Here is a 26919-nt window from a genome sequence, read left to right on the forward strand (position 1 = left end):
TGAAGGCAGATCGGGCAAGACCATGAAAGAAGCTGCGATGAAAACCAGGCAAGGCACGGATGCCGAACCTCCGTCCGGAGGCAAGCCGCGCAAGGACGAGTTCGCCGTCATCCGCATGTACCAGGCGCGCGAAGAGATCTACCCGCGCGAGATCAAGGGGCGCTTCGCCAGCCTGCGCTGGCTGTGCGTGTTCCTGACGCAACTGGTGTTCTACGGCTTGCCCTGGGTGAACTGGAACGGCCGCCAGGCGGTGCTGTTCGACCTGGCTGCGCGCAAGTTCTACCTGTTCGGCCTGGTGCTGTGGCCGCAGGATTTCATCTGGCTGGCGGCGCTGCTGATCATCTGCGCCTTCGGCCTGTTCCTGTTTACCGCCGTGGCGGGGCGGGTCTGGTGCGGCTATGCCTGCCCGCAGACGGTCTACACCGAAATCTTCATGTGGATAGAACGCCACATCGAAGGCTCGCGCAGCGCCCGCATGCGCCTGGACCGCCAGCCGTGGTCGCTGGACAAACTGTGGCGCAAGTCGGCCAAGCATGCGGCCTGGGGCGCGGTGGCGCTGTGGACCGGCATCAGCTTCGTCGGCTATTTTTCGCCCATGCGCGCGCTGCTGCCCGAACTGGCGGCCTTTGCCTTCGGCCCCTGGGAGATCTTCTGGATCCTGTTCTACGGCTTCGCCACCTACGGTAATGCCGGCTGGATGCGCGAGCAGGTGTGCAAGTACATGTGCCCCTATGCGCGCTTCCAGAGCGCCATGTTCGACCGCGATTCGCTCATCGTCACCTATGACGCGCGCCGCGGCGAGCCGCGCATGCGGCAATCCAATGCGGCCAAGGCAGCCAAGGCAGCCAAGGCTTCCAGCGCCGGCGATTGCATCGATTGCACGATGTGCGTGCAGGTATGCCCGACCGGCATCGACATCCGCCAGGGCCTGCAGTACATGTGCATCGGCTGCGCCGCCTGCGTCGATGCCTGCGACAGCGTGATGGACAAGATCGGGCGCCCGCGCGGGCTGATCCGCTATTCCACCGAGAACGCCGTGGAGCAGGGCTTGCCGGCCGCGGCCATCAGGCGCCGGCTGCTGCGCCCGCGCATCCTGGCCTACAGCGCGATCCTGGCGGCGGTGGCGGGGCTGTTCTGCGCTTCGTTGTGGGTGCGCATGCCGCTCAAGCTGGACGTGATCCGCGACCGCGGCTCGATGGGGCGCGAAGTGGAAGACGGCATCATCGAGAACGTATACCGCCTGCAAGTCATCAACACCGACGAGCGTGGCCATCGTTACCGCATTGCCGCCAGCGGCATCGCCGGGTTGACGGTGGCGCCGTCCGACGTGATCGACATGGCCGCCACCCAGACCCTGTCGGTGCCGGTGCGGGTGCGGGCTCCGCACGGGGCCGGCGAGAGCGGCTCCAACAAGATCTATTTCGAATTGCAGGCGGAAGACGATCCGGCGCTGCATGTGAGCGAAAAGGCGGTATTCATCGTGCCGCGCCGCTGACCATTTTTTGAAGGAAGACCGACCATGTATCCGAACGCCCAGACCTTGTCCGCCGCCGCCATTCCCTGGTACCGCCACCGCTGGCCCTGGCTGCTGATGGCGGGGCCGGCCGTGGTGGTGGTGGCCGGCCTGTTCACCGCCTGGCTGGCGGTGAGGCATGGCGACGCGCTGGTGGCCGATGATTACTACAAGCAGGGCAAGGCCATCAACAAGGATTTGCGGCGCGACCGCGAAGCCTGGCGCCTGGGCGCCGATATCCGCCTGGCCTACGACCCGGCGGCGGGGATGCTGCGCGGCCGCCTGCAAATGGCGGAGAAACCGGCGCAGGGCGGCATACTCTATCTGAACCTGGCGCACCCGACCCAGCCTGCCCGCGACCGCGCGCTGCTCGCCAGGCCGGCGGCAGACGGCAGCTTTGCCGTACCGCTGGATGAACTGGAGCAGGCCCGCTGGCGCCTGGTGGCCGAAGACGGCAGCCATGCCTGGCGCCTGCACGGCAACTGGGCCTGGCCGCAGCAGCGTGAACTGGAAATGAGCGCGCAGGCTTATGCGCCGGCGGAATAGGGGCAGCGCGGCAAACGTTTCAATCCCAGCCGGCGGCAAGACCGGTACGCATCCCGGGCACGGATGCAGGCAAAACGCAAAGGAGAAGGCAATGCGCAGGAAGCTACGCAATTACGCCATCGTCGGCTGGGTGGCATTTCTCATGGCCACCGCGGCCGAAGGCATGTTCTTTTCCCTGTTCGATCCGGCCGACCTGGCGGTCGCCGCGGGTCACCGCGAGTGGGACGCGCTGGGCGCCTACACGATAGGGTTCTTTTGCTTTTGGGGAAGTTTCGCCGCATCCGGCCTGCTGGCCGTGCGGCTGACGCAATCGGCCCCGCCGGGGCGGGCGCGCCGTCTGGCGTGAATCGTTGCGGACCGGCTCAGCTTGCCGCGCGGGCGCCCGGCGGGGTGCAGGCGTCGACGCCCGCGGCCAGCTTTTTCAGCGCCGGCAGGTCGATCACTTCCACATCGCGCTGTTCCACCGCCAGCAGACCCTGCTTGCGGAACTTGGAGATCAGGCGGCTGATGCTTTCGATGGTCAGGCCCAGGTAGTTGCCCACATCCTGGCGCGTCATGCGCAATTGGAAGCGGGTCGACGAATAGCCGCGCGCCGCGTAGCGCGAGGACAGGTTGATCAGAAAGGCCGCGAAGCGCTGTTCGGCGCGCATGTTCCCCAGCAGCATGATGACGTTCTGCTCGCTGGTGATCTCATGGCTCATGATGCGGTGGAAATGGCGCAGCAGGTGCGGGATCTGGCCGAACAGCTGCTCCAGGCGCGCGAACGGGATCTCGCACACTTCGCTGTCTTGCAGGGCCACGGCGTCGCACTGGTGGCGTTCGGTGCTGATGGCGTCCATGCCCAGCAATTCCCCGGGCATCTGGAAGCCGGTGATCTGGCGGTCGCCGTCGAGGTTTTCCTGGTAGGTCTTGAAGTGGCCCACGCGCACCGCGTAGAGGGCCGTGAAGCGGTCGCCGATGCGGTACAGGAAGTCGTCCCGCGCCACCTTGCGGCGGCCGATGATCTTGTCCAGCCGCTTCATGTCGGCCTCGTCCAGGCCCATCGGCAGGCACAGCTGGTGCATGCCGCAGGCGGTGCAACTGCGCAGGGCTGAGCTGCTGGCGGCTTCGCGCGCGGCGGCCAGGGGCGATGCCTGGTGCAGCGGCGCGGCGGCGTTGAGGGTGGAGTGGCAAGACTGGTTCATACGATGTCCCGGCGAAGATGTGGCAATCTGTGATGGCCCCATTCTAAGTCTGCAGGGCAGCCGTGTATCGGCGCCATGGCGAAATCAGACGGTATTTCTTGTCCCAGATCAAGCAAGCGGAAAGTAATCGGGAAAGGCTGCGGGAAAAGGGAAGGGAGAGGGGCGGCCTTGATGGGGATAGTTGGGCGGTATCGCGGGTTTACCGGGGATCCGCGATTGCCCTTCCATGCGGCCGTCTTGTTATTGGGAGCGAAATGCCGGAACGGTTCAGCCTGGGCTTGCGGTTTCCGGCATGGGAAGCGGCTTGCTGGTGGGGCGGCCGCGGAAATCGGTCCAGCACAGGCGGTTGAAGTCGTACAGCTTGCAGCGGCGCGCGGTATCGAAGTACCAGCGCCAGGAGAACTTCTGGATCACGATGCGGCCGGGCAGCATGGTTTCCAGTTTCTTCTGCGCCTGCTTCAGGCGGTACAGCGGCACGCTCATGTCGACGTGGTGCGCGGTGTGTTCCATGATGTGGTGCAGCGCCGCGCCCCACCAGCGGCCGAAGGTCAGGTGCACGGTGGTGGAGACGAAGGGCTGGGCCGCGGCCCAGGTGGCCTTGTCCTGGTACCACGCCACCGCGGTGTGCGTGTGGTGTACATAGACCACGAAACCCATCATCGCTTTCCAGAACAGGATGGGGACCGCGAAGCCGGCGACGAACAGGCCCCAGAACGACTGGCCGGTGGCTTGCGCGGCCCAGGCCAGCATGGCGATCCAGGCTGCGGCCGCGAGGCTGACCAGCACGCCGTCCCACATGAATTCTGCGCGGCGGGTGGGCATCTGCCGCTTCGAGGGGAAGTACATGCGCTTCCACCACATATCCACCATGTAGTACAGGCCGGGCGCCCAGCCGCTGCGGTAGATGCGTTCCAGCTGCCGGCGCCAGCGCGGCAGGGCGCGGAATTCCTCGAGGCTGCGTGGCTGCCAGACGAAATCGAACCCCTTCAGGTTGGTGTAGCCGTGGTGCACCACGTTATGGCCGATCGCCCACAGGCTGTAGGGCGTGAGCGACGGAATGAAGAGAATGCGGCCCAGCCAGGTATTGAGCCTGCGATGGGGCGTGAAGCTCTGGTGGCAGGCATCGTGGCCGAGGATGAACAGGCGGCCGATGACGAAGCCGGTGGCCATGCCCAGCAGGATCTTGCCGATCATCCATGGCATCCAGACGATGGCTGCCAGCCCGAGGCCGAACAGGCAGTAGTCGATGGCCGACAGCAGCAGCGCCACGGCGGTGTTGCGCTGGCTGATCGGAACCACCCACGAGCGGATGACCTTGCGGTGTGGCATCGGCGCGCCGGGGGCGACCGGCGAGGTGTGCGAAGTTGGCGGCATGTGAGGGAACCTCTTCTTGCGGTGTGCGTTCGGGAATGGCGCTTAGAAGCGGTACCCGATGCCGACGCCGAACAGCCAGGGATCGATCCTGACGCTGCTGACCTTGGCGCCGCCGATCTTCACGTCGCTGCGAATCTGGACTTTCTTGAGGTCGAAGTTGACCAGCCAGTGCTTGTCGATCTTGATGTCCAGGCCGGCCTGCAGGGCGCCGCCGAAGCTGTGGTTGTCCAGCTCGGCCGCGCCGCCCAGCACGTTCGTGTTGGAAATGCGGGTGTAGTTGATGCCGGCGCCGACATAAGGTGAAAAGCGCGATTCCGGCGTGAAGTGGTATTGCAGCAGCAGGGTCGGCGGCAGTTGCTTGAAGCTGCCGATGTTCTGGCCGGAGAGGCGCACGTCGTGTTTTTGCGGATAGGTCAGGATCAGCTCAGCCGCGATGTTCGGGGTGAAGAAGTAGCTGATGTCCAATTCCGGAATGGTCTTGGAACTGACGGTCAGTTGATCCGATTGGGTGGTCACGCCGGCGACCGGGTCGGACTTGTTCTCGGGGCTGATGTTGACGGCGCGCACGCGCACCAGCCAGGGGCTTTGCGCTTCCTGGGCGAAGGCGGCGGGAGCGGCAAAGGTGGAAGCGAAAGCCGCAGCGGCGGCAGCGATGGTCACGAGTTTTTTCACGGTTTCTACCTGACGAGTGAAGATGCCCGAAAGGTACGCGTGAAGCGGGGGCGGAGCTTTGATGCTGATCAAGCGAGGGGGAATCGAAGTTGATGGAAATGTCAGTGCGATCGGCAACGATGTGGCATTTTTGCCGCGAGAAACCGCTATGTTTTCAGCCTTGTTCTTTTTTGCAAAACTGAAGTGGTACACTCAGTGAACTGATTTGAAATGTCGAAATTCTTGTCCCGGTCTACGGAGGATGACGATGTCCGCCGAATTTTCAAGACCCGATGGTTTGCACGCGAGGCTCGCCGCTTTGGCATTGCCGATGGCGAGCCGCAGATGGCGATTAACCAGTTGCTGAAGGGACAGGCCGATGATCTGGGGGGCGGGGTGTGGAAGAAGCGCCTCAGCCAGAATGCCGACAGGGCCATCGTGCTTGCGTGTAGTGGCGGGCATTTTTTCTTTGTGTTCCTGTTCGCCAAGAGCGATATGGCGAATATCCGGCGCAATGAGCTGCAAGCTTTCCGCAGCCTTGCCGATCAATACGCGAAGTTCGACGAACACTGTTTGAGCCGGCTGGTGAGGCAGGGGACATTGGTGGAGGTGAAACATGATTGAAAGAAAAAACAAAAGCCGCTTGGCGGCCGAAGACTCCGGCAAGAAGCTTAAAGCGAGCTCCGGACAACGTGCGGTCAGGCAATTGGCTGGTGCATATGTCGTGAGGCGCAAACGGCCTCACGCCCAAAGCCCTGCGTTGGAAGCGGTGCATAGCGCGGCGCGGGATCTGCATGAGGCAGGCGTGCTTGATGTGCTGACCATGCGGCATTTTGACCAGATGTGTTTGTCGGAAGTCATGCTCAGTGCGGAGGATGTGCGTGCCATCCGTCACCAGAACCGGCTGAGCCAGACGGTATTCGCCCGTTACCTTGGCACCAGCGAGTCGACCGTGAAGCAATGGGAATCCGGCGCCAAGCAACCAAGCGGCATGGCGCGCACCTTGCTCAATGCGGTGCGCAAGCACGGTATCGATGTCCTGTCCTGAGCGGCGTATCCAAATCCCAAGTCTCTGAAGATAAAAAAAGCGGCACGCAAGATTGCGTGCCGCTTTTGTTTTGCAGACCTTGTTCGCCGCTTATTCCTTGTAGCGCGCTTCGCGCGCCAGCTTGGTCAGGTTTTCCGGATCCTCGAAGGCCTTGTAGTAGGCATTGAGCGCCGGCGCGCCGCCGAGGTGGGCATACAGCACGCGCTGGCCCTTGAAGTGGCCCTTCTTGGCCATGTCGATCAGGCCGTCGATGGATTTGCCTTCGTACACCGGGTCGGTCAGCATCGCTTCCATTTCGGCGGCGGTGCGGATGGCGGCGATGGTCTGCTCGCTGGGCAGGCCGTAGGCCGGGCCGCTGTAGTCGGGGATGATCTCGATGTCGGCGTCTTTCAGCACCACCTTCTTGCCGCCCTTGGAGGCGATCAGCTCGCAGGTGTCGTTGGCGATCTTGGTGACGGCGCGGCGGGTCATCGCCTCGTCGTCGGCGGTGTCGATGCCGATCACGCGGCGGCGCTTTTCCTGCGCGGCGAAGCCGACCACCATGCCGGCTTGCGTGGAGCCGGTGCAGGTCGCCACCACGATGTTGTCGAAGAAGATGCCCAGTTGCTGTTCCTGCATCGCCACTTCGTCGGCGAAGTTGGCGTAGCCCAGGCCGCCCAGCGGATGGTCGGAGGCGCCGGCGGGGATGGGGTAGGGCTTGCCGCCTTTCTTGCGCACATCTTCCAGCGCCTGGGCCCAGGTGTCTTTCTCTGTGGTCGAGTAGCCGTAGCCGCCCATGATCGGATTGCCGCCCATGATGCGGGTCAAGAGGATGTTGCCGACCTTGTCGTAGACCGGGTCGTCCCATTCCAGCCAGGTTTCCTGCACGGTGTACGACTTCATGCCGACCGCGGCGGCGGCGGCGCATACCTGGCGCGTGTGGTTGGACTGGATGTTGCCGATCGAGACCAGCGTGTCGCAGCCCTTGGCCAGCGCGTCGGCCACCAGCCATTCCAGCTTGCGGATCTTGTTGCCGCCGAAGGCCAGGCCGGAGGAGACGTCGTCGCGCTTGGCCCAGATTTCGGTGCCCAGCATTGCCGACAGGCGTTCCAGCTTGTGGATCGGGGAAGGAAAGAAGCCCAGCGTCTTGCGCGGGAAGAGTTTGTCGAGTGCCAGCATGGGTTGCTCCGGTTCAGGTTCAGTTCAGGAAAATGGTCCGATCCGCATCGAATCGCCGGGATCAACTTTACGCTTGGCCGTTTAAATGGTGTTTCCGAATTTATGCCATTATCTGGTTGGTTAAATCGATGGTTTTTTATTTTTTAAAATAAAAATCCTTAAGATAAACATTAATCGGAAGAATCATCATGTCACTCGATCGCATGGACAAGCGCATCCTCAAGGCGCTGCAGAAGGACGGCCGCATCGGCAACGCCGAGCTGGCCAAGAAGGTCGGCATGAGCGCCACGGCCTGCTGGAACCACACCAAACGGCTGATGGACGAGGGCTACGTGAAGGACGTGCGCGCCATCCTCGATCCGGAAAAGCTGGGCCTGCCGGTGCTGGTGACGGTGGGCGTGGTGCTGGACCGCTCGACGCCGGAGAGCTTCGCCGAATTCGAGAAGGCGGTGCGCGAGATCGCCGCAGTGCAGGAGTGCCTGCTGCTGGCGGGGGAGTTCGACTACTGGATCAAGCTGCGCGTGAAGGACCTGCAAGCCTTCAACCGGCTGCACGCCAACACCCTGCTGCGCCTGCCGGGCGTGCGCCAGTTGCGTTCCTTCTTCGTGTTGAACGAGGTGAAGAACAATACCGAGCTCGTGGTTGAGTGAAGGATCGGTCGACAAGACCTATACTGTCCCACTGCAATCAACCCGATAAGGAACTGCCAATGACTTCAGCCGCGCCCCAGTCCGCCGACGCCACTCCTGAGCTGCGTACCTTCTATCCGCCCATCGAACCCTACGACAAGGGCTTGCTGGACGTGGGCGACGGCCATCGCGTGTACTGGGAGGTATGCGGCAACCCGCGCGGCAAGCCGGTGGTGTTCCTGCACGGAGGCCCCGGCGGCGGCAGCGGCCCCTCGCACCGGCGCCTGTTCAATCCGGAGAAATACCGCATCGTGCTGTTCGACCAGCGCGGCTGCGGTCGCTCGCTGCCGCATGCCAACCTGGACGCCAATACCACCTGGGACCTGGTGGCCGATATCGAACGCCTGCGCGAGATGCTCAAAATCGACAAGTGGCAGGTGTTCGGCGGTTCCTGGGGCAGTACGCTGGCACTGGCCTATGCCCAGACGCATCCCGAACGCGTGACGGAGCTGGTGTTGCGCGGCATCTTCCTGCTGCGCAAGGCGGAGCTGGACTGGTACTACCAGGAAGGCGCGTCGTGGATGGCGCCGGATCGCTGGGACGAGTTCCTGGCGCCGATCCCCGAGGCCGAACGCGGCGACCTGGTGACGGCTTACCGCAAGCGCCTGACCGGCGCCGATGAAGCCGCTAAGCTGGAAGCGGCGCGCGCCTGGAGCCGTTGGGAGGCCAGCACCATCACGCTGGTGGCCGACGAAAAGATGATCGACTCCTTCAACGATGCCTTGTTCGCGCTGGCCTTCGCGCGCATCGAGAACCATTACTTCTTCCATCGCGGCTTCATGGAAGAGGGACGGTTGCTGGCCAATGCGGCGCGCCTGAAGGGCATTCCCGGCGTCATCGTGCAGGGCCGCTACGACCTGGCCACGCCGGCCCGGTCGGCATGGGAGCTGGCCCGTGCCTGGCCGGATGCGCAACTGCACCTGGTCGACCGCGCCGGCCATGCATACAGCGAACCGGGGATATTGGATAAGCTGATCCGGGCCACGGACGCGTTTGCGGATCGCTGAAATGAGGCGAGGGGCGCCCCTTGCCAGCCGCCGGCGCGGCTACAGGTCCTTGCTCAAGTCCGCCACCAGGTATTCGAGGAAGATTTCCACGCTGCGCGGCAGCGTGCGCCCGGCCAGCGTCTGCACCTCGACGAAGCGCCCGTCGTCGGGACAGTCGCGGATCGGCCGCATGGTCAGTTCGCCGCTGGCGATACGGTAGCGCACGGTGACCTCGCCGGTGATCGACAGCGCATCGTTGTCCAGCACGTAGTTGTGCAGGGACTGGATGTAGTTGCTGGTCATCACCGGTTCGATCACCACCTGCTGGCGGCTGCAGGCGATGTCGAACAGTTGGCGCAGCGTGGTGGTAGGATCGGGCAGGGCCATCGGATAGGGGCGGATCTGCGACAGCGAGATCTGGCGGAAGCGCGCCAGCGGATGCTCGTTGCGCATCACCAGCGCGATCGGGCCGGGCTGGCGGTGGACCACTTTGATCTCCGGCTCGGGCAGGCGCGAGAAGGTCAGGCCGATATCGGCATTGCCCTCACGCACCTGGCGCGATACCACTGCCGGCGCGCCCACGAAGAGCTGGAACACGAAGCCCGGGTATTTCTTCTGGAAGGCGTTGATCAGCCGCGGCAGGAAATCGATCGAGAAACCTTCCGAGGCCGACAGCCGCACCCGTCCGCTGCGCAATCCCTTCAAGGCCTGCAGGTCGGCCACCACGCGGTCGGCTTCCAGCGCCATCTTGCGCGCATGCGCGGCCAGCATCTCGCCGCCGGCCGACAGCACCATGCCGCGCGGTCGGCGCTCGAACAGCACCGTGTCCAGGGTTTCCTCAAGGCTGCTGATCTGGCGGCTGATGGCCGAACTGGCCACGTTGAGCCGTTGCGAGGCTTCGCTGATCGAGCCGCAGCGGACCACTTCCAGGAAGTAGCGCAGGGCGGTGTCTTGCAGATGCTGCGATTTCATTTCCGACCTCGTTCCAGGCTTTGCCTGCTGTGATGATCCCCCGCCGGCCAAGGCACGGGGAAAAATATTCAAACGATTTATTTGGTGCGCGCTTCACGCCTTTGGTGCAGCCGATGCCGCCATGCCGCCGGAAAAAATGCTGCACCTGCTTTCAAGTTTGCAGCCCAGCTGCGATGCCGGTTCTCAGGGCGGCATCACATTGTGGTGCACAAATTCTGCCATCTGTTTTTGGCAACGCAGGCTTAGAAATTTGCTTATTGCGGCATCGCTAAATCGTGGCCTAGTATGCCCTCGACGTCGCTGTTTTTTCAAATTTCTCTTATCGGATGAAGGGGGTGGAATGAACGCACTAAGGAAATCCGTACTGGGCTGGTCACGCTGTGCGCTGCTGGTCGCCGGCGCGGCGGCATCGTGGTCGGCCATGGCCAACAAGGCCAACGACACCCTGATCTACGCTTCCGACAGCGAGGTCGAAAACATCAGCCAGTACCACAACAACCTGCGTGAAGGCGTCATCCTGGCCCACCTGATCTGGGACACGCTGGTCTACCGCGATCCCAAGACCAACGAATACAAGCCGCAACTGGCCACCGCCTGGAAGTGGGAGTCGCCCACCGCGCTGGTGCTGGACCTGCGCCAGGGCGTGCAATTCCAGAACGGCGACAAGTTCAGCGCCGACGACGTGGTGTTCACCTTCAACTACGCCGTGTCGTCCGAATCCAAGGCCGTGACGCGCCAGAACACCGACTGGATCAAGAACGCCGAGAAGCTGGGCGACTACAAGGTACGCCTGAACTTGAAGGGACCGTTCCCGGCGGCGCTGGAGTATCTGGCCGGCCCGCTGCCGATCTATCCCGCCGCCTATTTCAAGAAGGTCGGCCTGGAAGGCTTTTCCAAGGCGCCGATCGGCACCGGCCCGTACAAGGTCACCAGCGTGACGCCGGGGCAGGGCGTGACCCTGGTCAAGAACGCCAACTACTTCAAGGACAGCCCGCAGGGCCAGCCTTCGATCGGCAACATCAAGTTCGTGGTGATCCCCGACCCCGAGACCCGCGCCGCCCAGCTGATGACCGGCGCCATCGACTGGATCTGGCGCGTGCCGCCGGACCAGGCCGATTCGCTCAAGGCCAATCCCAAGCTGACGGTGCAAAGCGGCGAGACCATGCGCGTCGGTTTCATCACGCTGGACGCCACCGGCACCTCGGCGCCCAATTCGCCGTTCAAGGATGTGCGCGTGCGCCAGGCGGTCAACCATGCGATCAACCGCAAGGGCTACGCCGACAACCTGATGCGCGGCGGCAGCCAGCCGGTCTATACCGCCTGTTTCCGCACCCAGTTCGGTTGCGACGGCAACGCCGCCATCAAGTTCGACTACAACCCGGCCAAGGCCAAGCAGCTGCTGGCCGAAGCCGGCTATCCCAACGGCTTCGACACCGACATCTACGCCTACCGCGAACGCGAGGTGGCCGAGGCCATCATCGGCGACCTGCACAAGGTCGGCATCCGCGCCCGCCTGCACTACATGAAGTTCGCGGCCCTGCAGAACGAATACCGCGCCGGCAAGACGCCGATGAGCTTCTATTCCTGGGGCTCGTTCTCGATGAACGACACCTCGGCCTTCGCCGGCGTCTACTTCAAGGGCAGCGCCGACGACATCACCAAGGACCCGCAACTGCAGAAGTACCTGCAGACCGCCGACACCTCGATCGACCCGGCGGTGCGCAAGGCCAACTACACCAAGGCGCAGGAGCTGATCTCCAGGCAGGCATACGTGGCGCCGATGTTCTCGTATTCGACCTTCTACGCGTACAACGCGCAGCTGAAGTTCCAGGGTTATCCGGATGAGCTGCCGCGCTTCTACGAGGCGTCGTGGAAATAATGTGCCTGCGCCGGGCAGGCGCGCAACTTGCAAGCACTGCCCGGCGCCATTGACCCGCCGCCCCGCCAACCCAAAGAGGAAAGGCCGCCATGTTGATCTACATCCTGCGCCGTCTGGCCATCGCCCTGTGCGTGGCGCTGACGGTTTCCGTGGTCAGCTTCTCGCTGCTGCACATGTCGGGCGACCTCGCCGTCTCGATCGCCGGTCCCGAAGCCACGGCGGCCCAGGTGGAGGCGGTGCGCACGCAGTTCGGGCTGGACCGTCCGGTGGCCACGCAATACTTCGAGTGGCTGGGCAAGGCCGTGCGCCTGGACTTCGGCAATTCCTTCTACTTCCAGGGTTCGGTGATGGAGATGATCGCCGAGCGCCTGCCGATCACCTTCAAGCTGGGCGGCAGCGCCTTGCTGCTGGCGATCCTGACCGCCATTCCGCTGGGCGTGCTGGCCGCCATCTACCGCGACACCTGGCTGGACCGCGCCGCGCTGCTGGTGGCGGTGGTGGGGCAGGCCATGCCCAGTTTCTGGTTCGGCCTGACGCTGATCCTGGTGTTCGCCGTCACGCTGCACTGGCTGCCGGTGGCGGGCAACGAGAGCTGGCAGAACTTCATCCTGCCGGCCGTGGCGCTGGGCTACTACGCGATGCCGGCGATGATGCGCCTGACCCGCGCCGGCATGCTGGAGGTGCTGGGCTCGGACTACATCCGCACCGCGCGCGCCAAGGGCCTGTCGAAATCGAAGGTGGTGTTCAAGCACGCGCTGCGCAACGCGGTGATCCCGGTAGTGGCGCTGGCGGCGGTGGAGCTGGGCTTCATGCTGGGCGGCTCGGTGGTGATCGAGTCGGTGTATTCGATGCAGGGCCTGGGCCAGCTGGCCTGGGACGCCATCTCGCGCAACGACTATCCGGTGGTGCAGGCGGTGGTGCTGATCATCGCCATGTTCTACATCGGCCTGACCTTCCTGGCCGACGTCATCAATGCGCTGCTCGATCCGCGCATCCGTACCCGTTAAGTACCCGTTAATCCGCAGGGAACAGACATGAACCTTACTTCCCCTACCTTGCAGCCGGGCGCGCTGCTGCAGGTCGCCGTCAAGCCGGCGCCGGCCTGGCGCCGCAAGCTCAACCGCCTGCTCGGCCACCGCGGCCTGGTGCTGGGTTCGGCCGTGCTGGCGCTGATCGTGCTGGCGGCGATTTTCGCGCCGCTCCTGGCGCCGCACGACCCGTTCAACCAGGACGTCTCGGCGCGCCTGATCCCGCCGGTGTGGAACGCCCAGGGCAGTTGGGAACACATCCTCGGCACCGACAAGCTGGGGCGCGACTATCTCTCGCGCCTGATCTACGGCGCCCGCGTGTCGCTGACCATCGGCCTCGCCGCCGCGCTCATCTCGGGCCTGATCGGCACCACGCTGGGCGTGCTGGCCGGCTACTTCGGCGGGCGCACCGACGCCGTCATCAGCTACCTGATCACCACCCGCCTGGCCATGCCGGTGGTGCTGGTGGCGCTGGCGATGGCTTCGCTGGTGGGCGGTTCGCTCAATGTGGTGATCGTGCTGCTGGGGCTGTTGCTGTGGGACCGCTTCGCCGTGGTGACGCGCTCGGCCACGCAGCAGATCCGCGACGCCGAATTCATCGCCGCCGCCAAGTCCATCGGCGCCTCCACGCCCTACATCCTGGTGCGCGAGATCCTGCCCAACATCATGGGCGCGCTGATCGTGGTGGCGACGCTGGAGATGGCCCACGCGATCCTGCTGGAGGCCACGCTGTCCTTCCTCGGCCTGGGCGTGCAGCCGCCGACGCCGTCGTGGGGGCTGATGGTGTCCGAAGGCAAGTCCTACATGTTTTTCAAGCCCTGGGTGATCGTCATCCCGGGCCTGGCGCTGGCGGTGCTGGTGCTGGCCATCAACCTGGTGGGCGACGGCATCCGCGACGTCAATGCGCCCGATGGCCGCAACTGAGCGAAACGAGGAGAGCACCATGAGCGTACTGCTCGATGTGAAAAACCTGAAGGTGGACCTGCCCACCGACAACGGTATGCTGCATGCGGTGCGCGGCATCGACTTCCAGGTCAGGCGCGGCGAGATGCTGTGCCTGGTGGGCGAGTCCGGCTGCGGCAAGTCGATGACGTCGCTGGCGCTGATGGGCCTGTTGCCGCGCAAGGCGAAGTGCGGCGCCGACCATATCCTGTTCGATGGCGCCGATCTCAACGGCATGTCCGAGAAGCAGTTGATGCGGCTGCGTGGCACGCGCATGTCGATGATTTTCCAGGAGCCGATGACTTCGCTCAATCCCGCCTACACGCTGGGCAACCAATTGTGCGAGGCGATGCTGCAGCAGCCCGGCGTGACCCGCGCCGAGGCACGCGAGCGGGCCATCTACCTGCTGCACCGCACCGGCATCGCCAATGCCGAGGACCGGTTGCGCCAGTATCCGCACCAGCTCTCCGGCGGCCTGCGCCAGCGCGTGATGATCGCCATGTCGCTCATGTGCGGCCCCGACCTGATCATCGCCGACGAGCCGACCACCGCGCTGGACGTCACCATCCAGGCGCAGATCCTGCGCATGATCCGCGAGCTGCAGCGGGAGTTCGGCACCGCCGTCATCTTCATCACCCATGACTTGGGCGTGGTCTCGCGCATCGCCGACCGTGTGGCGGTGATGTATGCCGGGCAGGTGGTGGAAACCGCCGATGTCGGCCAATTGTTCGCCGCGCCGCGCCATCCCTATACGCGCGGCTTGCTCAACTGCATCCCGGTGCGCGGCAAGACCTTGCCGGGAAGCCGCCTGCAGGCCATTCCGGGCGTGGTGCCCAGCCTGGTCGGCAAGGTTTCCGGCTGCGCCTTCCGCAACCGCTGCGCGCTGGCCGACGAGGGGTGCGAGGCCGAGCCGCCGATGGCCGACCGGGGCGGCGCCGCCGGCCCGCATCTGGCCCGCTGCCACAAGCTGGATGCAGCGCCGCTCACCGAACGCATGGAGGCGTTGGCATGAACATGGACGATATGGAAAAACTGCGGCTGGCGCCGCCTGAAGCGCCACAGGGGGACATCGCGCTGGAACTGTGCACGCTGTCCAAGGTGTATCGCCTCAAGCGCGGCATGTTCCGGGAGCCGGGAGAGATCCGCGCGGTCAACGACGTTTCGCTGCGCCTGTACCGCGGCGAGACGCTGGGCCTGGTGGGCGAGTCCGGCTGCGGCAAGAGCACGCTGGCCAAGATGCTGCTGGGCCTGCTGGAGCCCAGTTCGGGCAATGTGCTGTTCAACGGCCGCGAGGTCGACCCCGGCCAGCGCAAGGAACATGCGCGCCATATCCAGCCGATCTTCCAGGATCCGTATTCCTCGCTGAACCCGCGCAAGACCGTGGCCGAGATCGTCGGCCTGCCGCTGCAGATCCACCGCATCGGCAACGCCGCCGAGCGCGACCGGATGGTGCGCCAGATCCTCGACCTGGTCGGCATGCCCGAGCGCACCTACGGCCAGTATCCGAACCAGCTTTCCGGCGGCCAGCGCCAGCGCGTGGCGATCGCACGGGCGCTGATCCTGCGTCCCGACGTCCTGATCTGCGACGAGCCGACCTCGGCGCTGGACGTGTCGGTGCAGGCGCAGATCCTGAACCTGCTGCTGGACCTGAAGGCCGAATTCGGCCTGACCTACCTGTTCATCAGCCACGACCTGGGCGTGGTGGAGCACCTGGTGGACCGGGTGGCGGTGATGAACAAGGGCAGCATCGTCGAGCTGCAGTCGCGCGAGAAGATTTTCAGCGATCCCCAGCATCCCTATACCCGCATGCTGCTGGCTTCGGCGCTCACGCCCGAGCCGGGGCGCGGGTTGCCGGAGCTGGCTGCGGCATGAAGTACGGCACGTAAGACCCGTAAGACCCGCCCCGATGAAGCAGGGACGCCGAAGCCGGCAGGGGCGGTCGCATTCCGATTTTTGACGAAACGCGTTTGAACAGAGGAGAAGCAGCATGAGCAGAGCACAAGCCATCGCCGGCGTAGAGGCCTATTTCGACGACGGACGCTTCATGGAGACGATGCAGCGCCGCGTGGCCATCCGCACCGAGAGCCAGGAGCCGGCCAGCCGCCCGATCCTGTACGACTACCTGACGCAGGAAATCGCTCCTTATCTGGCCGGCCTGGGTTTCACCAGCGAAATCATCGAGAACCCGCTGCCCGGCGGTAGTCCCTTCCTGATCGCCGAGCGCATGGAACAGGGCGCTGCCTTCACGCTGCTGACCTACGGCCACGGCGACGTGGTGCGCGGCTACGACAAGCAATGGCGCGAGGGTCTCTCGCCGTGGCGGATCGTGGTCGACGGCGACCGCTGGTACGGCCGCGGCACCGCCGACAACAAGGCCCAGCATACGATCAACCTGGTGGCGCTGGAGCAGGTGATCAAGGCGCGCGGCGGCAAGCTCGGCTACAACGTCAAGCTGATCCTGGAGATGGGCGAAGAGACCGGATCGCCCGGCCTGAACGCGGTGTGCAAGCAGTATGCGCAACGCTTGAAGTCGGACGTCTTCATCGCCTCCGACGGCCCGCGCGTGAACGCGCCGACGCCGACCATGTTCCTCGGCTCGCGCGGCGGCTGCAATTTCGATCTCAAGATCAACCTGCGCGACGGCGGCCACCATTCCGGCAACTGGGGCGGGCTGCTGCGCAATCCCGGCGTGCGCCTGGCCAATGCGATCGCCTGCCTGGTCGACGGCCGCGGCCGCATCCGCGTGCCCAGCCTGCTGCCGGCTTCGCTGCCGCAAAGCGTGCGCGACGCGCTGGCCGATGTGAAGGTGGGCGGCGGGGCGACCGATCCCGAGGTCGACGCTGAGTGGGGCGAACCCGGCCTGACGCCGGCCGAGCGCGTGTTCGGCTGGAACACGCTGGAAGTGCTGGCCTTCAAGACCGGCAATCCGGAAGCACCGGTCAACGCCATTCCCGGCCACGCCAGCGCGCATTGCCAGATCCGCTTCGTGGTCGGCAGCGATGACGGCAACTTCATCGCCAACATCCGCGCCCATCTCGATGCGCACGGCTACGACGACGTCGAGGTGACGCTGTCGGGCGTGCAGTTCGCCGCCACGCGGCTGGATCCGGACGACGAATGGGTGCGCTGGGGCCTGGCCTCGATGCAGGAGACCAGCGGCAAGAAGCCGACGCTGTTGCCCAACCTGGGCGGCTCGCTGCCCAACGACGTGTTCTCCGAGACGTTGGGCCTGCCTACGCTGTGGGTGCCGCACTCCTATCCGGCCTGCTCGCAGCACGCGCCCAACGAGCATATACTGGCCAGCGTATCGCGCGAGTCGCTGCAGGTGATGGCGGGGCTGTTCTGGGATCTGGCGGAGCAAGGCACGCAAGTCATGGCGCGCCGCGCGGCAGCATGACTTTGTCTTTGTTGCCTTTGTATTCATCGGAGAATGAGATTGACTGACGCCACTGCCACCAAGGCCTATTGCCGGGTCGATGACCTGGACGACATCAGGGAAGACATCGTCGGCATCCGCCGCCATCTGCACCAGCATCCCGAACTTTCCTTCCAGGAGGCGGATACCGCGGCGCTGGTGGCGGCGCGGCTGGAAGAGTGGGGTTACGCGGTCACGCGCAACATCGGCGGCAACGGCCTGGTGGGCACGCTGCGCGTGGGCGCGAGCCCGCGCAGCATCGGCTTGCGGGCGGACATGGATGCCTTGCCCATCGTCGAACAGACGGGACTTGCGTATGCCAGCCGCCACCACGGCGCCATGCATGCCTGCGGCCACGACGGCCATACCGCCATGCTGCTGGGGGCGGCGCGCCATCTGGCGCGCACGCGCAATTTCGACGGCACGCTGCACCTGATTTTCCAGCCGGCCGAGGAGGCGGGTTTCGACAGCGGCGCCCAGAAGATGCTGGAAGACCGCCTGTTCGAACGCTTTCCCTGCGATGCGGTGTTCGGCATCCACAACCATCCGGGCGTGGCGGCCGGCACCTTCATGTTTCGCAGCGGCCCGTTCATGGCGGCCTGCGATACGGTCAAGATCAGGATCGTCGGGAAGGGAAGCCACGCGGCGCGCCCGCATCTGTCGGTCGATCCGGTGGTGGCGGCGGCCAGCCTGGTGATGGCGTTGCAGACGGTGGTCTCGCGCAATGTCGATCCGATGGAAACGGCGGTGGTCACCGTCGGCGCGCTGCATGCCGGCAACGCCTCCAACGTGATCCCGGAGTACGCGACCATGGAACTCAGCGTGCGCTCCTTCAAGCCTGAAGTGCGCGAACTGCTGGAAACGCGCATCCGCGCGCTGGCCGAGGCGCATGCCGGCAGTTATGGCGCGCGCGCCGAGATCGAGTACCTGCGCGGCTATCCGGTGCTGGTCAACAGCGACGCCGAGACCGAGTTCGCGCGCAGCGTGGCCGTCGAGCTGGTAGGCGAAGAGAATGTGATCGCGCCGTTCGGCCCGATTGCCGGCAGCGAGGATTTCGCCTACTTCCTGCAACAGCGCCCCGGTTGCTTCCTGCGGGTAGGGAACGGCCAGGGACAGCCGATGCTGCATAACGCGCACTATGATTTCAACGACGAGAACATTCCGGTCGGCGCCGCGTATTGGACCCGCCTGGTGGAGCGCTGGCTGGCGGCCGGGCCGGGCTGAATTCCCGTCAAGCTGCCGCCGCTTATGCCGTCGGCGCATAAGCGCATGACGAATGCTTCGTTCCGTGCGGCAGGCGGCTTCGATATAGTTGTCCCGTCTCCTCAATACCTCATGGACTTGGACATTGAGTTTGAACCCGCCACGCGCAAGCCTGGCGGGTTTTCTTTTTTGCTCCTTCTTCGCGCCCGTTCTCAGGTTTTTCCCTATGTGGCGCGCATGCCATACGCCCTGCGCAGATTCAGGAATTCCCCGATGGTTGCCGGGGCGGGGAATGCCTACCATGAACATCAATGAAACGCGGTCCGTATCTCCGGATTTCGAAGTGCGAATGCCGGATTGCCATATGGATCTCTTGCGAATGAATGTCGATGGGAGGCCGTCATGTATGCAATCGCTGAAACCGTACCCGGTGAGGTCACGCTGATGTTCATCAGCTACCTGCTGTTTTGCACCGTGCTGATGTACCTGTTCGTGACGGCCGACCGCGAATGGGGCCGCCTGGAAATGGCGCTGGATGATGCGGATGCAGGCAAGCGCGGCGAGGAGCAGGCGGCTTCCTCCCTGTTGTTCCAGGAAGCCGGCGCCGATCCCATGTGGGCGTTTTCGGAGATGGATGTCGGCCAGTCGTTGCGCCATTGCGCGCAACATCATCCCCTGAACTGTTCCTGCTTTTTGCAGGGGCAGAATAAGGAAGAATCTTGAGGGGGGGAGTAGCAGAGGGGGAATGCCGCAACAATGTTTGCGGCAGCAGTAGCAGCAAGTGGCAAGTGTAGTGGCAGTACCCGCAGTCAGTAGCACGGGTGAGCAAGTGCAGTTGCAGTAAAGCAGTGTCTTGAGGGTGGAACGGCAAGTCGTGAAGCTGCATGGCAGTACCAAGGCGCGTCACGCAGCGGGAGTGTGCAGTCGCACTCCCGGGGGCAGCCAGCGGCTTGCCCGTTCTTTTCCGTGAGAAAATAGCGGCATGCAAAACTCACATCCTTCCGCGCAGAACCTGCGCCCGCTGATCCCGTTGGCCGACTATCAGCGTATCTTCCGCGTCGTGCATTCCGTGCTGCAAAGCGTCGAGGCGGATATTCCGGCCGCCAGTTTTTTCTTCAGCGTCACCGCGGCACAAGTGCTCAAGAAGTTCTATAAACGCAATGCGTTTCCGGTCGCAGGCGCGGCGTTCTACCTGATCAACCAGGAGGGCGGCGGCGCGCTGTCCTTCGGCGTGCTGGACGACGACGCCCGGGCCGTCTCGAGCAACCATGACGCATTCCACGCCTGGGTGCAATGCGATGGCTACGCAATCGATTTCATGGCGCCGGTATTCCAGGAACTGCTCGCCGCGGCAGGCCATGCGGTACCGGTGCCGCGCCGCATGTTCCAGAAGGACCTGGGACGCATGAGCGCATCGGCGACCGCGCTGGCGGCGCCGGGCGATTTCTTCCTGTCCTCCAACCTGGAACTGACGCGCGAGCTGCTGCAGCAGTTCATGGCCAAGAAAGCGCTGACCAACTTGTCGCAAGTGTGCCTGGAGTGGTACCGCAAGCCGCCCAAGGCGATGCCGGACAACCTGGCGCTGCAAGGCGGCGATGGCGAAGTCTCGCGCATCAAGCTCAATCCGGTGGCCGTCGACGGCGTCTGGTAAGCGTTGCCTGAAAACCTGGGGAGATATCGGGTGTGGAGGGCAGGCCTCCGGAGGAGGGTGTGCTGGACGAGTGTCCAACACACCATGCGATCATGCATATCGGTTGCATGTACCGCACTAGAGACGCCACGATAACCGGTATGTGTTACGGCAGCATGACATGCCGCCGCGGCGGCAAAAAATAATCGCACCCGGTTTCACCGCGGCGCGATGTCATTTCCATGTCACAAGCCGCCGCTACACTCCAGTCCGTCTCCTCTGTACCTGTTGCAGATGTTTCGCCTGCGATGCGAGCGCATCGCAGGCTATTTTTTTCTGCGGGTTGTTCTACCCGCCACCGGATTCGATTTCTGCTGTTAGCGCTTCACGCCAATGCCGGAAGTGGCGTTGTAACCCGGCAGTACGCACACGTATTGGAAGCCGCGATCCTCCCTTCCCGGCAGGCGCAAGCCTGATCCGGTCACGCGGCGCGGGGTGCGTCCACACCCGTCCACGGTCTTGTCGTGGGCTGTGGGCGGGTGACGCTCCGATCCCTCTGCCTGTTTTCCCTCCCTTTCTCCGCATTGCCCGGCCTTGGCACAAAGTTGCACCGGAAATGGAATACCTTTTCTTTTCAATGACTTGAGTCGCTTGTCAAAATCTTTTCCACAGGCTTACTCCCAAAAAGTGTGGATATCTTCGCGGGCCGGTCGGGCGGCAGCGCAGGGCACGGTTTTGCCGCGCTTTGCTACGGAAATGGAAATGTCTTTCAGATCAATGGCTTAGCCTGCTTGCCCAAGGGTTTTCCACAGGCTTGCCACCAAAATGTGTGGATAAGCGCGCCGCTTGTGCACAAGCGGCGCCTTGGGGATAAGCCGTATTCCAGTGGGGGACGGAGAGCTTGTGGAGAACTTGTCCACCAGTTCTCGGCGATGAGCAGAAAGCCTTGCCGGAAAAGGGATTGCGGCTGGCGCATGCGATTGCGGAGTGGGAGCTTGAGGGAGGCGCCGCCGTTGCATGCTCCACAATGCAACGGCAATGGAATTTCTTTTTATTTCAATGGTTTAGGTGGTTTTTCAAAACCATATCCACAGGCTTGTACCCAAAATCTGTGCATAAGTGGCCAGGCCGTGCTCAGCCATTATCGGGCGCGGTATATGGCTCGACCTTCACGGCCGTCATGCTGTAGCCGGCGGAACCCATCGACGAGTCGGAGCGCTCGACCTTGAGCACGCCGCTGATCCACACCGCATCCATGGTGCGCACGTTCTTGACGGCCTTGCTGCTGCTGACGTGGATGATCTGGTTGGCCGGCGGCGGCGGCACGTGGATGCAGGCGCCGAAATAGGGCACCAGCAGGAACTCCTTGAGCGCCTCGCCTTCGCGGTCGAGCGATACGACGAAGCCGGGCAGGCGCACAGCCGCGCCTTGCATGGACGGATCGACCGGCGCGTCCTTCCAGTACTTCTTGGCCTTCCACAAGGCGGCATCGGCGCGCGGGTCGTTGTCGTCCAGCTGGTCCAGCTTGAGGCCCTTGAACGGCGCCATCGCATCCCAGTCCTTGGGGATCAGGCTTTCCCAGGCGATTTCGCGGTAGCCGTCGACCACCTTGCCGGAGGCTTTGTATGGCTGGTCGGTGACGGCGGGACTTTGCCTGAGGTGGTCGCCGACCTGGTATTGGCCGTTGCTTGCGGCAGCCACGCCGGCCACGGTACTGCCGGCATCGGCGCGCGCGGTGACGGCGGGCACCGCGCCGGCCAGCGGGCCGCCTGCGGGTTGTGGCGCCGTGGCAGCGGCAGCAGGCGCGGCGGGCGCTTCGTCGCCGGAGTGCGCGGCCAGGCGTACGCCGGTGCCGATCAGCAGGCCGGCGGCGGCGATGCCGCCTATCCAGTAGAGAGATTTCATAGGTGTCGGTCGATCAGATTCTTGGCGTCAGGCCGTCGGACAGGCTGAGTTTGTAGGCGCGCAGGCCCGGCAGCAGGCTGGCCGCGAAACCGGCGGCCACCGTCCAGAGCAGCAATTGTAATTCGCCGGCCGCAGGCCATGCCGGCTGCAGCGCGATACCGAATTGCGCCGCCAGCGTCGGCCCCAGCGCCAGCAGCAGGACAGTCAGCAACAGCACGCCCGAGACGACGCCGGCCAGCATCACGCCTAAGCCTTCGATCGACAGCAGCAGGAAAATATCCCAGGGGCGCGCGCCGACCGAACGCAGGATCGCCAGTTCGCGGCGGCGTTCGCCCAGGCTGGCGAGGATCGCCGCCACCAGACCGGCCAGGCCGACCACCACCACCATGCCGGACACCACCAGCAGCGCGTTTTCGCCGATGCCGACCACGTCCCACAACTGGTCCAGCGCGACGCCGGGCAGCACCGCCATCAGCGGTTCCTTGTAGCCTTCGCCGTCGGTGATGTCGCGCTGCACGGCGAATACGCGCGCGCGGTTCTTGAGGCCGACCAGCACCGCCGTGATGCTCTTGGGCGTGAGGTCGAACTTCTTCACCAGCGCCGGCGCGATGTGCAGGCCGGGCAGCGGCGCGCCGCCTTCCCAGTCGAGGTGGATGGCTTCCATCGCATCCAGCCCGATGTGCACGGTGCGGTCGACCGGGGTGCCGGTGCGCGCCAGGATGCCGGTCACCACGAAGGGCTTGTCGGCATGCTGGGCCAGGTGGGCGTTGCCCATGCCGTGCGCCAGCACGATATGGTCGCCCAGCTTGTAGTGCAGCCTGGCGGCGACTTCGGCGCCGAGCACGGTCTCGAAGACGTCGGCGAAGGGACGGCCCTGCGCCAGTTGCAAGGCTTTGCCATCGCCGTAATGGAAGTGGCGGAAGTAGTCGCCATTGGTGGCCAGCACCGGGAAGCCGCGGTGCGAGTCGCCCAGCGAGATCGGGATGGTCCAGGCCACGGCCGGGTTGCGCGCCAGCGTCTGGGCGCTGTCCCAGCCCATGTTGTTGGTGGCGCCGCCGATGCGGAAGATCGCGTACAGCATCAGCTGGATCGGGCTGGTGCGGGCGCCCACCACCAGGTCGGTGCCCGACACCGATTGCGAAAAGCCGGCGCGCACTTCATGGCGCACGCGTTCGATGCCCAGCAGCATGGTGGTGGAGAGGGCGATGGCCAGCAGCATCAGGCCCAGCGTGAAACGGCGGTTCCATGCGCTGTGCATGGCCAGGCGCAGCAGCGTCTTCATGCGGCGGCTCCGATATCGGCGGCGCGGTTGAGCTGCTCCAGCGCGATGCGCCGGTGGAAGCGTGCGGCCAGGCGCTGGTCGTGGCTGACGAACACCAGCGCCGATTCGCCGTGGCCGCATTCGCGCTGCAGCAGGTCGAGGAAGGCTTGCTGGCGGTCGCTGTCCAGCGCCGAGGTCGGCTCGTCGGCGACGATGATCTCGGGGCGGCCGATCAGCGCGCGCGCCGCCGCCACCCGCTGCTGCTGGCCGATCGACAACTGGGTCACCGGGCGCGCCCACAAGGCGGGCGCCAGGTCCAGCGCCGCCAGCAGCGCCTGGGCGGCCTCCGGCAAGCTGCCGCCTTGCTGCAAGGCGCGTTCCTTGCGGTAGGGCGAGAACTGGCAGGGCAAAAGCACGTTGTCGGTAACGGAGAGATAAGGCAGCAGGTTGAACTGCTGGAAGATGAAGCCGATATGGTCCACCCGGAAACGGTCGCGCCGCGCGGCGGGCAAGCCTTGCAACGCCTGCCCCAGCACTTCCACGCTGCCGGCCTGCGGCGCGATGATGCCGCCGATGGTCGCCAGCAGCGTGCTCTTGCCGCTGCCGCTGGGACCGCTGATGAACAGGTGCTCGCGCGCGGCCACCCGCAATTCGTCCAGTGCCAGCGCGGGATGCGGCTGGCCGGGCCAGGTGAAGCTGAGGTTGCGCAGGTGGATGGCGGGTTGCGGCTGGGTCATGTCAACAGGGGAGATGCTGGAGCGGGCTGGCGCGATGATACGCCGACCCGCTGTCAATGGCCTGACTTCGTGGCGCGGATCAATTGAGAGGGATGGCGGTATTGCCTGGCGTCAGTTGAAATGCGGCTTGTTTCTTGGGCGTGGCCAACTGGACGTCGATACGCTGGAAGCCCGGGAATGCGCGCAGCAGGCCGCCGACGTCCACGGTGTTGAGCATGCCGGGGCTGGCGCAGACCAGCGCGAAGTCGCCATCGAGGTCGGCATGGCCGTCGTTGGAGGCGGTGGCCTCGGCAGCGCCGGATGCGGCTTTTTCTCCCAGCAGGGCCGGCGGCAGCACGGCCGATTCCAGCTGGATCTCGGCCGGCTTGCATTGGGCGGCGGCGTCGGTGGCGAACATGGCGCCGACATCGCGCAGCGTCTTGGCCATCGCCTGCACGGTTTGCTTGTCGCGGGCCGAGGTGGCGGCATGTTCGAAGCCGACCAGGTTGATCAGCGGCGTATCCAGGTGCAGCGTCAGGGTATTGCCTTCCAGCGCCACATCCAGCTTGCCCACGCCGTGTTCATGGGCCGGATGGTTGCCGTGGTGGTCGTGGCTGTCGGCGGCGAGGGCGGGCAGGCTTAGCAGCGTGGCGGCAAGGATGGAAGCGGCGAAGGGCAGGCGGGGCATGGGAGTCTTTCGTTGGTGTTGGGACTTCGGCGGCTTGCCGGCTTGGCAAGGGCGCTGGTCTGGCTCAGCATTTTGAGCCTGGCCGACGGAAAAATTCAGTCTTGTTACATTCTGCAACAGGGTTGCATTATAATTCGTGCTTTCCCATTTTTTGCAACTCGGTTGCGATCCTCCCGGAAGCCGTACTTCCCGGGGATGCCGGCCGCGTTGCATCCTTCTTGGTCAGGTTGTCTGCCGTGTCGGTTCTCTCTCGTTTGTTGATGAAGCAAGGCGTGCTCGCCAGCCCATGGTGGCTGCGCGTGCTGGCGGTGCTTCCGGTCTGCCTGCTGCTGTGGCTGGGCGTGTCGTGGGCATTGGGCGAGGGCTGACATGACGGCTGCCATTTCTCTTGAAAACCTGACCGTCAGCTACCGGCGGCATCCGGCTTTGCACCACGTCAGCGGCGTCTTCGCGCGCGGTTCGCTGACCGCGGTGGTGGGCCCCAACGGCGCCGGCAAGAGCACCTTGCTCAAAAGCATGCTGGGCCTGGTCCGCTGCAACGGCGGCCGGGTCGTCACGCATGTGGATGCGCGCCGCATCGCCTACCTGCCGCAGCAGGCCGAGATCGACCGCAGCTTTCCGATCTCGGTGCTGGATTGCGTGCTGCTGGGTTACTGGCCGGGCAAGGGCAACTGGGGCGGCATCGACGCCGGCATGGCGGCCCGTGCGCGCCAGGCGCTGGCGGCGGTGGGGCTGGATGGTTTCGCCTCGCGCGCCGTTTCCAGCTTGTCGGTGGGGCAGTTCCAGCGCGTGCTGTTCGCCCGCATCCTGCTGCAGGATGCCGAGGTGATCCTGCTGGACGAACCGTTCAACGCCATCGATACCCGCACCACCAGCGACCTGCTGCGCATCATCGCCTCCTGGCATGCGGAGCGGCGCACGGTGATCGCCGTGCTGCACGACTACGACCAGGTGCGGCGCTCCTTCCCGCAGACGCTGCTGCTGGCGCGCAACGTGGTGGCCTGGGGCGATACCGAAGAGGTGTTGTGCGACGACAACCTGGTGCGCGCCCGCGCCATGGCCGAGGCGGTGGACGAGCACGCGCCGGTATGCGAAGTCCGGGAGGACGACTTGCTGGCCTTGTCGCGCGTCCAATCGCACGATCACGATCATGGGCATGATGGGCATGGACACGACAGCCATCACGATCATCATCATGGCGCGACCGGAAAGGGCGGCCTGCAATGACGATGTGGTCGGCTTTCCATCAATTCGCCATCGAACCTTTCCAGGAATTCTCTTTCATGCGCCGCGCGCTGGTGGCGGCGTTCGCGCTGGCGCTGGGCAGCGCGCCGCTGGGCGTGCTTCTGACGCTGCGGCGCATGAGCCTGTTCGGCGAGGCCCTGAGCCATGCGGTGCTGCCGGGCGTGGCGGTGGGTTTCATCTTCTTCGGGCTGTCGCTGCCGGCGCTGTCGATCGGCGGCTTCGCCGCCGGCGTGCTGGTGGTGGCGATGGCCGGCTGGATCAGCCGCCATACCGAGATCAAGGAAGACGCCAGCCTGGCTGCCATCTACGTGGTGGCGCTGGCGCTGGGCGTGATCCTGATCTCGCGCCACGGCACCCAGCTCGACCTGCTGCACATCCTGTTCGGCAACGTGCTGGGCGTGGACAGCCAGGGCCTGCTGCTCATCGCCGGCGTCGCCAGCGCCAGCGTTCTGGCGATCGCCGCGCTCTACCGCGGCCTGCTGCTGGAGAGTTTCGATCCCGGCTACATGTCGGTCGGGCGCGGCAACGGGCGCGCCGGCGAGCTGTACCAGCAGGCCTTCCTGATGCTGGTGGTGATGAACCTGGTGGCCTCGTTCCAGACGATGGGCACGCTGATGGCGGTCGGCCTGATGATGCTGCCGGCGGTGTCGGCGCGGCTGTGGCACGACACCTTGCCGGCGCAACTGTGCAACAGCGTGCTGCAGGCGGTGGCGGCCGGCTATGCCGGGCTGCTGATTTCGTATTACGCCTCGGTGCCGTCCGGCCCGGTGATCATCGTCTGCGCCGGCGCCCTGTACGCGCTTTCGCTGCTGTTCGCGCCGCGCGGCTGGCTGCCGCGACTGCTCAAGCGCCCGCACCTGCGGGGCTGATTTTTGTCTGTGTTTTC

At 64.7% G+C, this 26919-nt stretch carries 30 protein-coding genes; 21 read left to right on the plus strand and 9 right to left on the minus strand.

Annotated elements, in window-relative coordinates; translation table 11 throughout:
* The first annotated feature begins 37 nt into the window (after positions 1 to 37).
* From ccoG to J7548_RS17180, 3 genes are all read left to right on the plus strand, one after another.
* Complete coding sequence (gene ccoG / locus J7548_RS17170; protein WP_290976819.1) at positions 38 to 1495, plus strand: cytochrome c oxidase accessory protein CcoG; 1458 nt, start codon at positions 38 to 40, stop codon at positions 1493 to 1495.
* A 24-nt stretch (positions 1496 to 1519) separates the two neighbouring features.
* Entirely contained in the window at positions 1520 to 2059 is a 540-nt protein-coding gene (locus J7548_RS17175; protein WP_290976822.1) for a FixH family protein, read from the plus strand.
* Positions 2060 to 2150: 91 nt separating this feature from the next.
* Positions 2151 to 2405, plus strand: coding sequence for a hypothetical protein (locus J7548_RS17180; protein ID WP_290976825.1), 255 nt, complete (start codon positions 2151 to 2153; stop codon positions 2403 to 2405).
* Between the two features lie 16 nt (positions 2406 to 2421).
* Here J7548_RS17180 and fnr read toward each other — a convergent pair whose 3' ends face one another.
* From fnr to J7548_RS17195, 3 genes are all read right to left on the minus strand, one after another.
* On the minus strand, positions 2422 to 3243 hold the full coding sequence (fnr, locus tag J7548_RS17185) for a fumarate/nitrate reduction transcriptional regulator Fnr (RefSeq protein WP_290976828.1): 822 nt from the start codon (positions 3241 to 3243) through the stop codon (positions 2422 to 2424).
* Positions 3244 to 3510: 267 nt separating this feature from the next.
* Complete coding sequence (locus J7548_RS17190; protein ID WP_290976831.1) at positions 3511 to 4617, minus strand: fatty acid desaturase; 1107 nt, start codon at positions 4615 to 4617, stop codon at positions 3511 to 3513.
* 42 nt (positions 4618 to 4659) lie between these two features.
* Positions 4660 to 5289 carry an OmpW family outer membrane protein gene (locus J7548_RS17195; protein WP_290976833.1) on the minus strand — a complete coding sequence of 210 codons (630 nt, stop codon included), beginning with the start codon at positions 5287 to 5289 and terminating at the stop codon, positions 4660 to 4662.
* A 61-nt stretch (positions 5290 to 5350) separates the two neighbouring features.
* Here J7548_RS17195 and J7548_RS17200 point away from each other — a divergent pair, with 61 nt between their 5' ends.
* From J7548_RS17200 to J7548_RS17210, 3 genes are read left to right on the plus strand one after another with little or no spacing between them, the layout of a single operon-like run.
* Positions 5351 to 5488: a hypothetical protein gene (locus J7548_RS17200; RefSeq protein WP_290976835.1), complete on the plus strand. Its 138-nt coding sequence runs from the start codon at positions 5351 to 5353 to the stop codon at positions 5486 to 5488.
* 11 nt (positions 5489 to 5499) lie between these two features.
* On the plus strand, positions 5500 to 5892 hold the full coding sequence (locus J7548_RS17205) for a type II toxin-antitoxin system RelE/ParE family toxin (RefSeq protein WP_290976837.1): 393 nt from the start codon (positions 5500 to 5502) through the stop codon (positions 5890 to 5892).
* Positions 5885 to 6316, plus strand: a complete 432-nt coding sequence (locus tag J7548_RS17210) for a DNA-binding transcriptional regulator (protein WP_290976840.1) — start codon at positions 5885 to 5887, stop codon at positions 6314 to 6316. The genes J7548_RS17205 and J7548_RS17210 overlap by 8 nt, the downstream gene beginning before the upstream one ends.
* 90 nt (positions 6317 to 6406) lie before the next feature.
* On the opposite strand, the gene J7548_RS17215 is transcribed toward J7548_RS17210, so the two are convergent.
* Entirely contained in the window at positions 6407 to 7471 is a 1065-nt protein-coding gene (locus J7548_RS17215; protein WP_290977371.1) for a 1-aminocyclopropane-1-carboxylate deaminase, read from the minus strand.
* Between the two features lie 191 nt (positions 7472 to 7662).
* On the opposite strand from J7548_RS17215, the gene J7548_RS17220 reads away from it, so the two are divergent.
* Positions 7663 to 8124 (plus strand): winged helix-turn-helix transcriptional regulator, encoded by a 462-nt coding sequence (locus J7548_RS17220; RefSeq protein ID WP_290976842.1) that lies wholly within the window; start codon positions 7663 to 7665, stop codon positions 8122 to 8124.
* 59 nt (positions 8125 to 8183) lie between these two features.
* The gene (gene pip, locus J7548_RS17225; protein ID WP_290976845.1) at positions 8184 to 9170 is read left to right on the plus strand and encodes a prolyl aminopeptidase; all 987 of its coding nucleotides are present in this window, start codon (positions 8184 to 8186) and stop codon (positions 9168 to 9170) included.
* A gap of 39 nt (positions 9171 to 9209) precedes the next feature.
* On the opposite strand, the gene J7548_RS17230 is transcribed toward pip, so the two are convergent.
* A complete protein-coding gene (locus J7548_RS17230) occupies positions 9210 to 10121 on the minus strand; it encodes a LysR family transcriptional regulator (protein ID WP_290976848.1) in 912 nt (303 codons plus the stop codon).
* A 340-nt stretch (positions 10122 to 10461) separates the two neighbouring features.
* On the opposite strand from J7548_RS17230, the gene J7548_RS17235 reads away from it, so the two are divergent.
* From J7548_RS17235 to J7548_RS17280, 10 genes are all read left to right on the plus strand, one after another.
* The gene (locus J7548_RS17235; RefSeq protein WP_290976851.1) at positions 10462 to 12000 is read left to right on the plus strand and encodes an ABC transporter substrate-binding protein; all 1539 of its coding nucleotides are present in this window, start codon (positions 10462 to 10464) and stop codon (positions 11998 to 12000) included.
* 89 nt (positions 12001 to 12089) lie between these two features.
* On the plus strand, positions 12090 to 13007 hold the full coding sequence (locus tag J7548_RS17240) for an ABC transporter permease (RefSeq protein WP_290976855.1): 918 nt from the start codon (positions 12090 to 12092) through the stop codon (positions 13005 to 13007).
* Between the two features lie 27 nt (positions 13008 to 13034).
* Positions 13035 to 13952, plus strand: coding sequence for an ABC transporter permease (locus J7548_RS17245; protein WP_290976858.1), 918 nt, complete (start codon positions 13035 to 13037; stop codon positions 13950 to 13952).
* Between the two features lie 19 nt (positions 13953 to 13971).
* A complete protein-coding gene (locus J7548_RS17250; protein ID WP_290976861.1) occupies positions 13972 to 14982 on the plus strand; it encodes an ABC transporter ATP-binding protein in 1011 nt (336 codons plus the stop codon).
* Complete coding sequence (locus J7548_RS17255; protein WP_290976864.1) at positions 14979 to 15842, plus strand: ATP-binding cassette domain-containing protein; 864 nt, start codon at positions 14979 to 14981, stop codon at positions 15840 to 15842. The genes J7548_RS17250 and J7548_RS17255 overlap by 4 nt, the downstream gene beginning before the upstream one ends.
* Positions 15843 to 15957: 115 nt before the next feature.
* Complete coding sequence (locus tag J7548_RS17260; RefSeq protein WP_290976867.1) at positions 15958 to 17367, plus strand: M20 family metallopeptidase; 1410 nt, start codon at positions 15958 to 15960, stop codon at positions 17365 to 17367.
* A 39-nt stretch (positions 17368 to 17406) separates the two neighbouring features.
* Positions 17407 to 18609: a M20 aminoacylase family protein gene (locus tag J7548_RS17265; RefSeq protein WP_290976870.1), complete on the plus strand. Its 1203-nt coding sequence runs from the start codon at positions 17407 to 17409 to the stop codon at positions 18607 to 18609.
* A gap of 45 nt (positions 18610 to 18654) precedes the next feature.
* Positions 18655 to 18903, plus strand: coding sequence for a hypothetical protein (locus J7548_RS17270; protein WP_290976872.1), 249 nt, complete (start codon positions 18655 to 18657; stop codon positions 18901 to 18903).
* An 87-nt stretch (positions 18904 to 18990) separates the two neighbouring features.
* A complete protein-coding gene (locus J7548_RS17275) occupies positions 18991 to 19311 on the plus strand; it encodes a hypothetical protein (protein ID WP_290976874.1) in 321 nt (106 codons plus the stop codon).
* A gap of 259 nt (positions 19312 to 19570) precedes the next feature.
* On the plus strand, positions 19571 to 20239 hold the full coding sequence (locus J7548_RS17280; protein ID WP_290976877.1) for a DUF2026 family protein: 669 nt from the start codon (positions 19571 to 19573) through the stop codon (positions 20237 to 20239).
* A 1113-nt stretch (positions 20240 to 21352) separates the two neighbouring features.
* On the opposite strand, the gene J7548_RS17285 is transcribed toward J7548_RS17280, so the two are convergent.
* The 4 genes from J7548_RS17285 to J7548_RS17300 all read right to left on the minus strand — a co-directional run bounded on the left by J7548_RS17285 (position 21353) and on the right by J7548_RS17300 (position 24788).
* Positions 21353 to 22123 (minus strand): DUF3299 domain-containing protein, encoded by a 771-nt coding sequence (locus J7548_RS17285; protein ID WP_290976879.1) that lies wholly within the window; start codon positions 22121 to 22123, stop codon positions 21353 to 21355.
* A 13-nt stretch (positions 22124 to 22136) separates the two neighbouring features.
* On the minus strand, positions 22137 to 23405 hold the full coding sequence (locus tag J7548_RS17290) for an ABC transporter permease (protein WP_290976882.1): 1269 nt from the start codon (positions 23403 to 23405) through the stop codon (positions 22137 to 22139).
* Positions 23402 to 24121 (minus strand): ABC transporter ATP-binding protein, encoded by a 720-nt coding sequence (locus J7548_RS17295; RefSeq protein ID WP_290976885.1) that lies wholly within the window; start codon positions 24119 to 24121, stop codon positions 23402 to 23404. The genes J7548_RS17290 and J7548_RS17295 overlap by 4 nt, the downstream gene beginning before the upstream one ends.
* A 79-nt stretch (positions 24122 to 24200) precedes the next feature.
* Positions 24201 to 24788 (minus strand): DUF2796 domain-containing protein, encoded by a 588-nt coding sequence (locus tag J7548_RS17300; protein WP_290976887.1) that lies wholly within the window; start codon positions 24786 to 24788, stop codon positions 24201 to 24203.
* A gap of 236 nt (positions 24789 to 25024) precedes the next feature.
* Here J7548_RS17300 and J7548_RS17305 point away from each other — a divergent pair, with 236 nt between their 5' ends.
* From J7548_RS17305 to J7548_RS17315, 3 genes are read left to right on the plus strand one after another with little or no spacing between them, the layout of a single operon-like run.
* Positions 25025 to 25156, plus strand: a complete 132-nt coding sequence (locus tag J7548_RS17305) for a hypothetical protein (protein WP_290976890.1) — start codon at positions 25025 to 25027, stop codon at positions 25154 to 25156.
* Position 25157: 1 nt separating this feature from the next.
* On the plus strand, positions 25158 to 26015 hold the full coding sequence (locus J7548_RS17310; RefSeq protein ID WP_290976892.1) for a metal ABC transporter ATP-binding protein: 858 nt from the start codon (positions 25158 to 25160) through the stop codon (positions 26013 to 26015).
* On the plus strand, positions 26012 to 26902 hold the full coding sequence (locus tag J7548_RS17315) for a metal ABC transporter permease (RefSeq protein ID WP_290976895.1): 891 nt from the start codon (positions 26012 to 26014) through the stop codon (positions 26900 to 26902). Before J7548_RS17310 ends, J7548_RS17315 begins: the two co-directional genes overlap by 4 nt.
* The last annotated feature ends 17 nt before the right edge of the window (positions 26903 to 26919 follow it).

It is taken from the genome of Herbaspirillum sp., assembly GCF_017744395.1.
GTDB lineage: Bacteria > Pseudomonadota > Gammaproteobacteria > Burkholderiales > Burkholderiaceae_D > Herbaspirillum.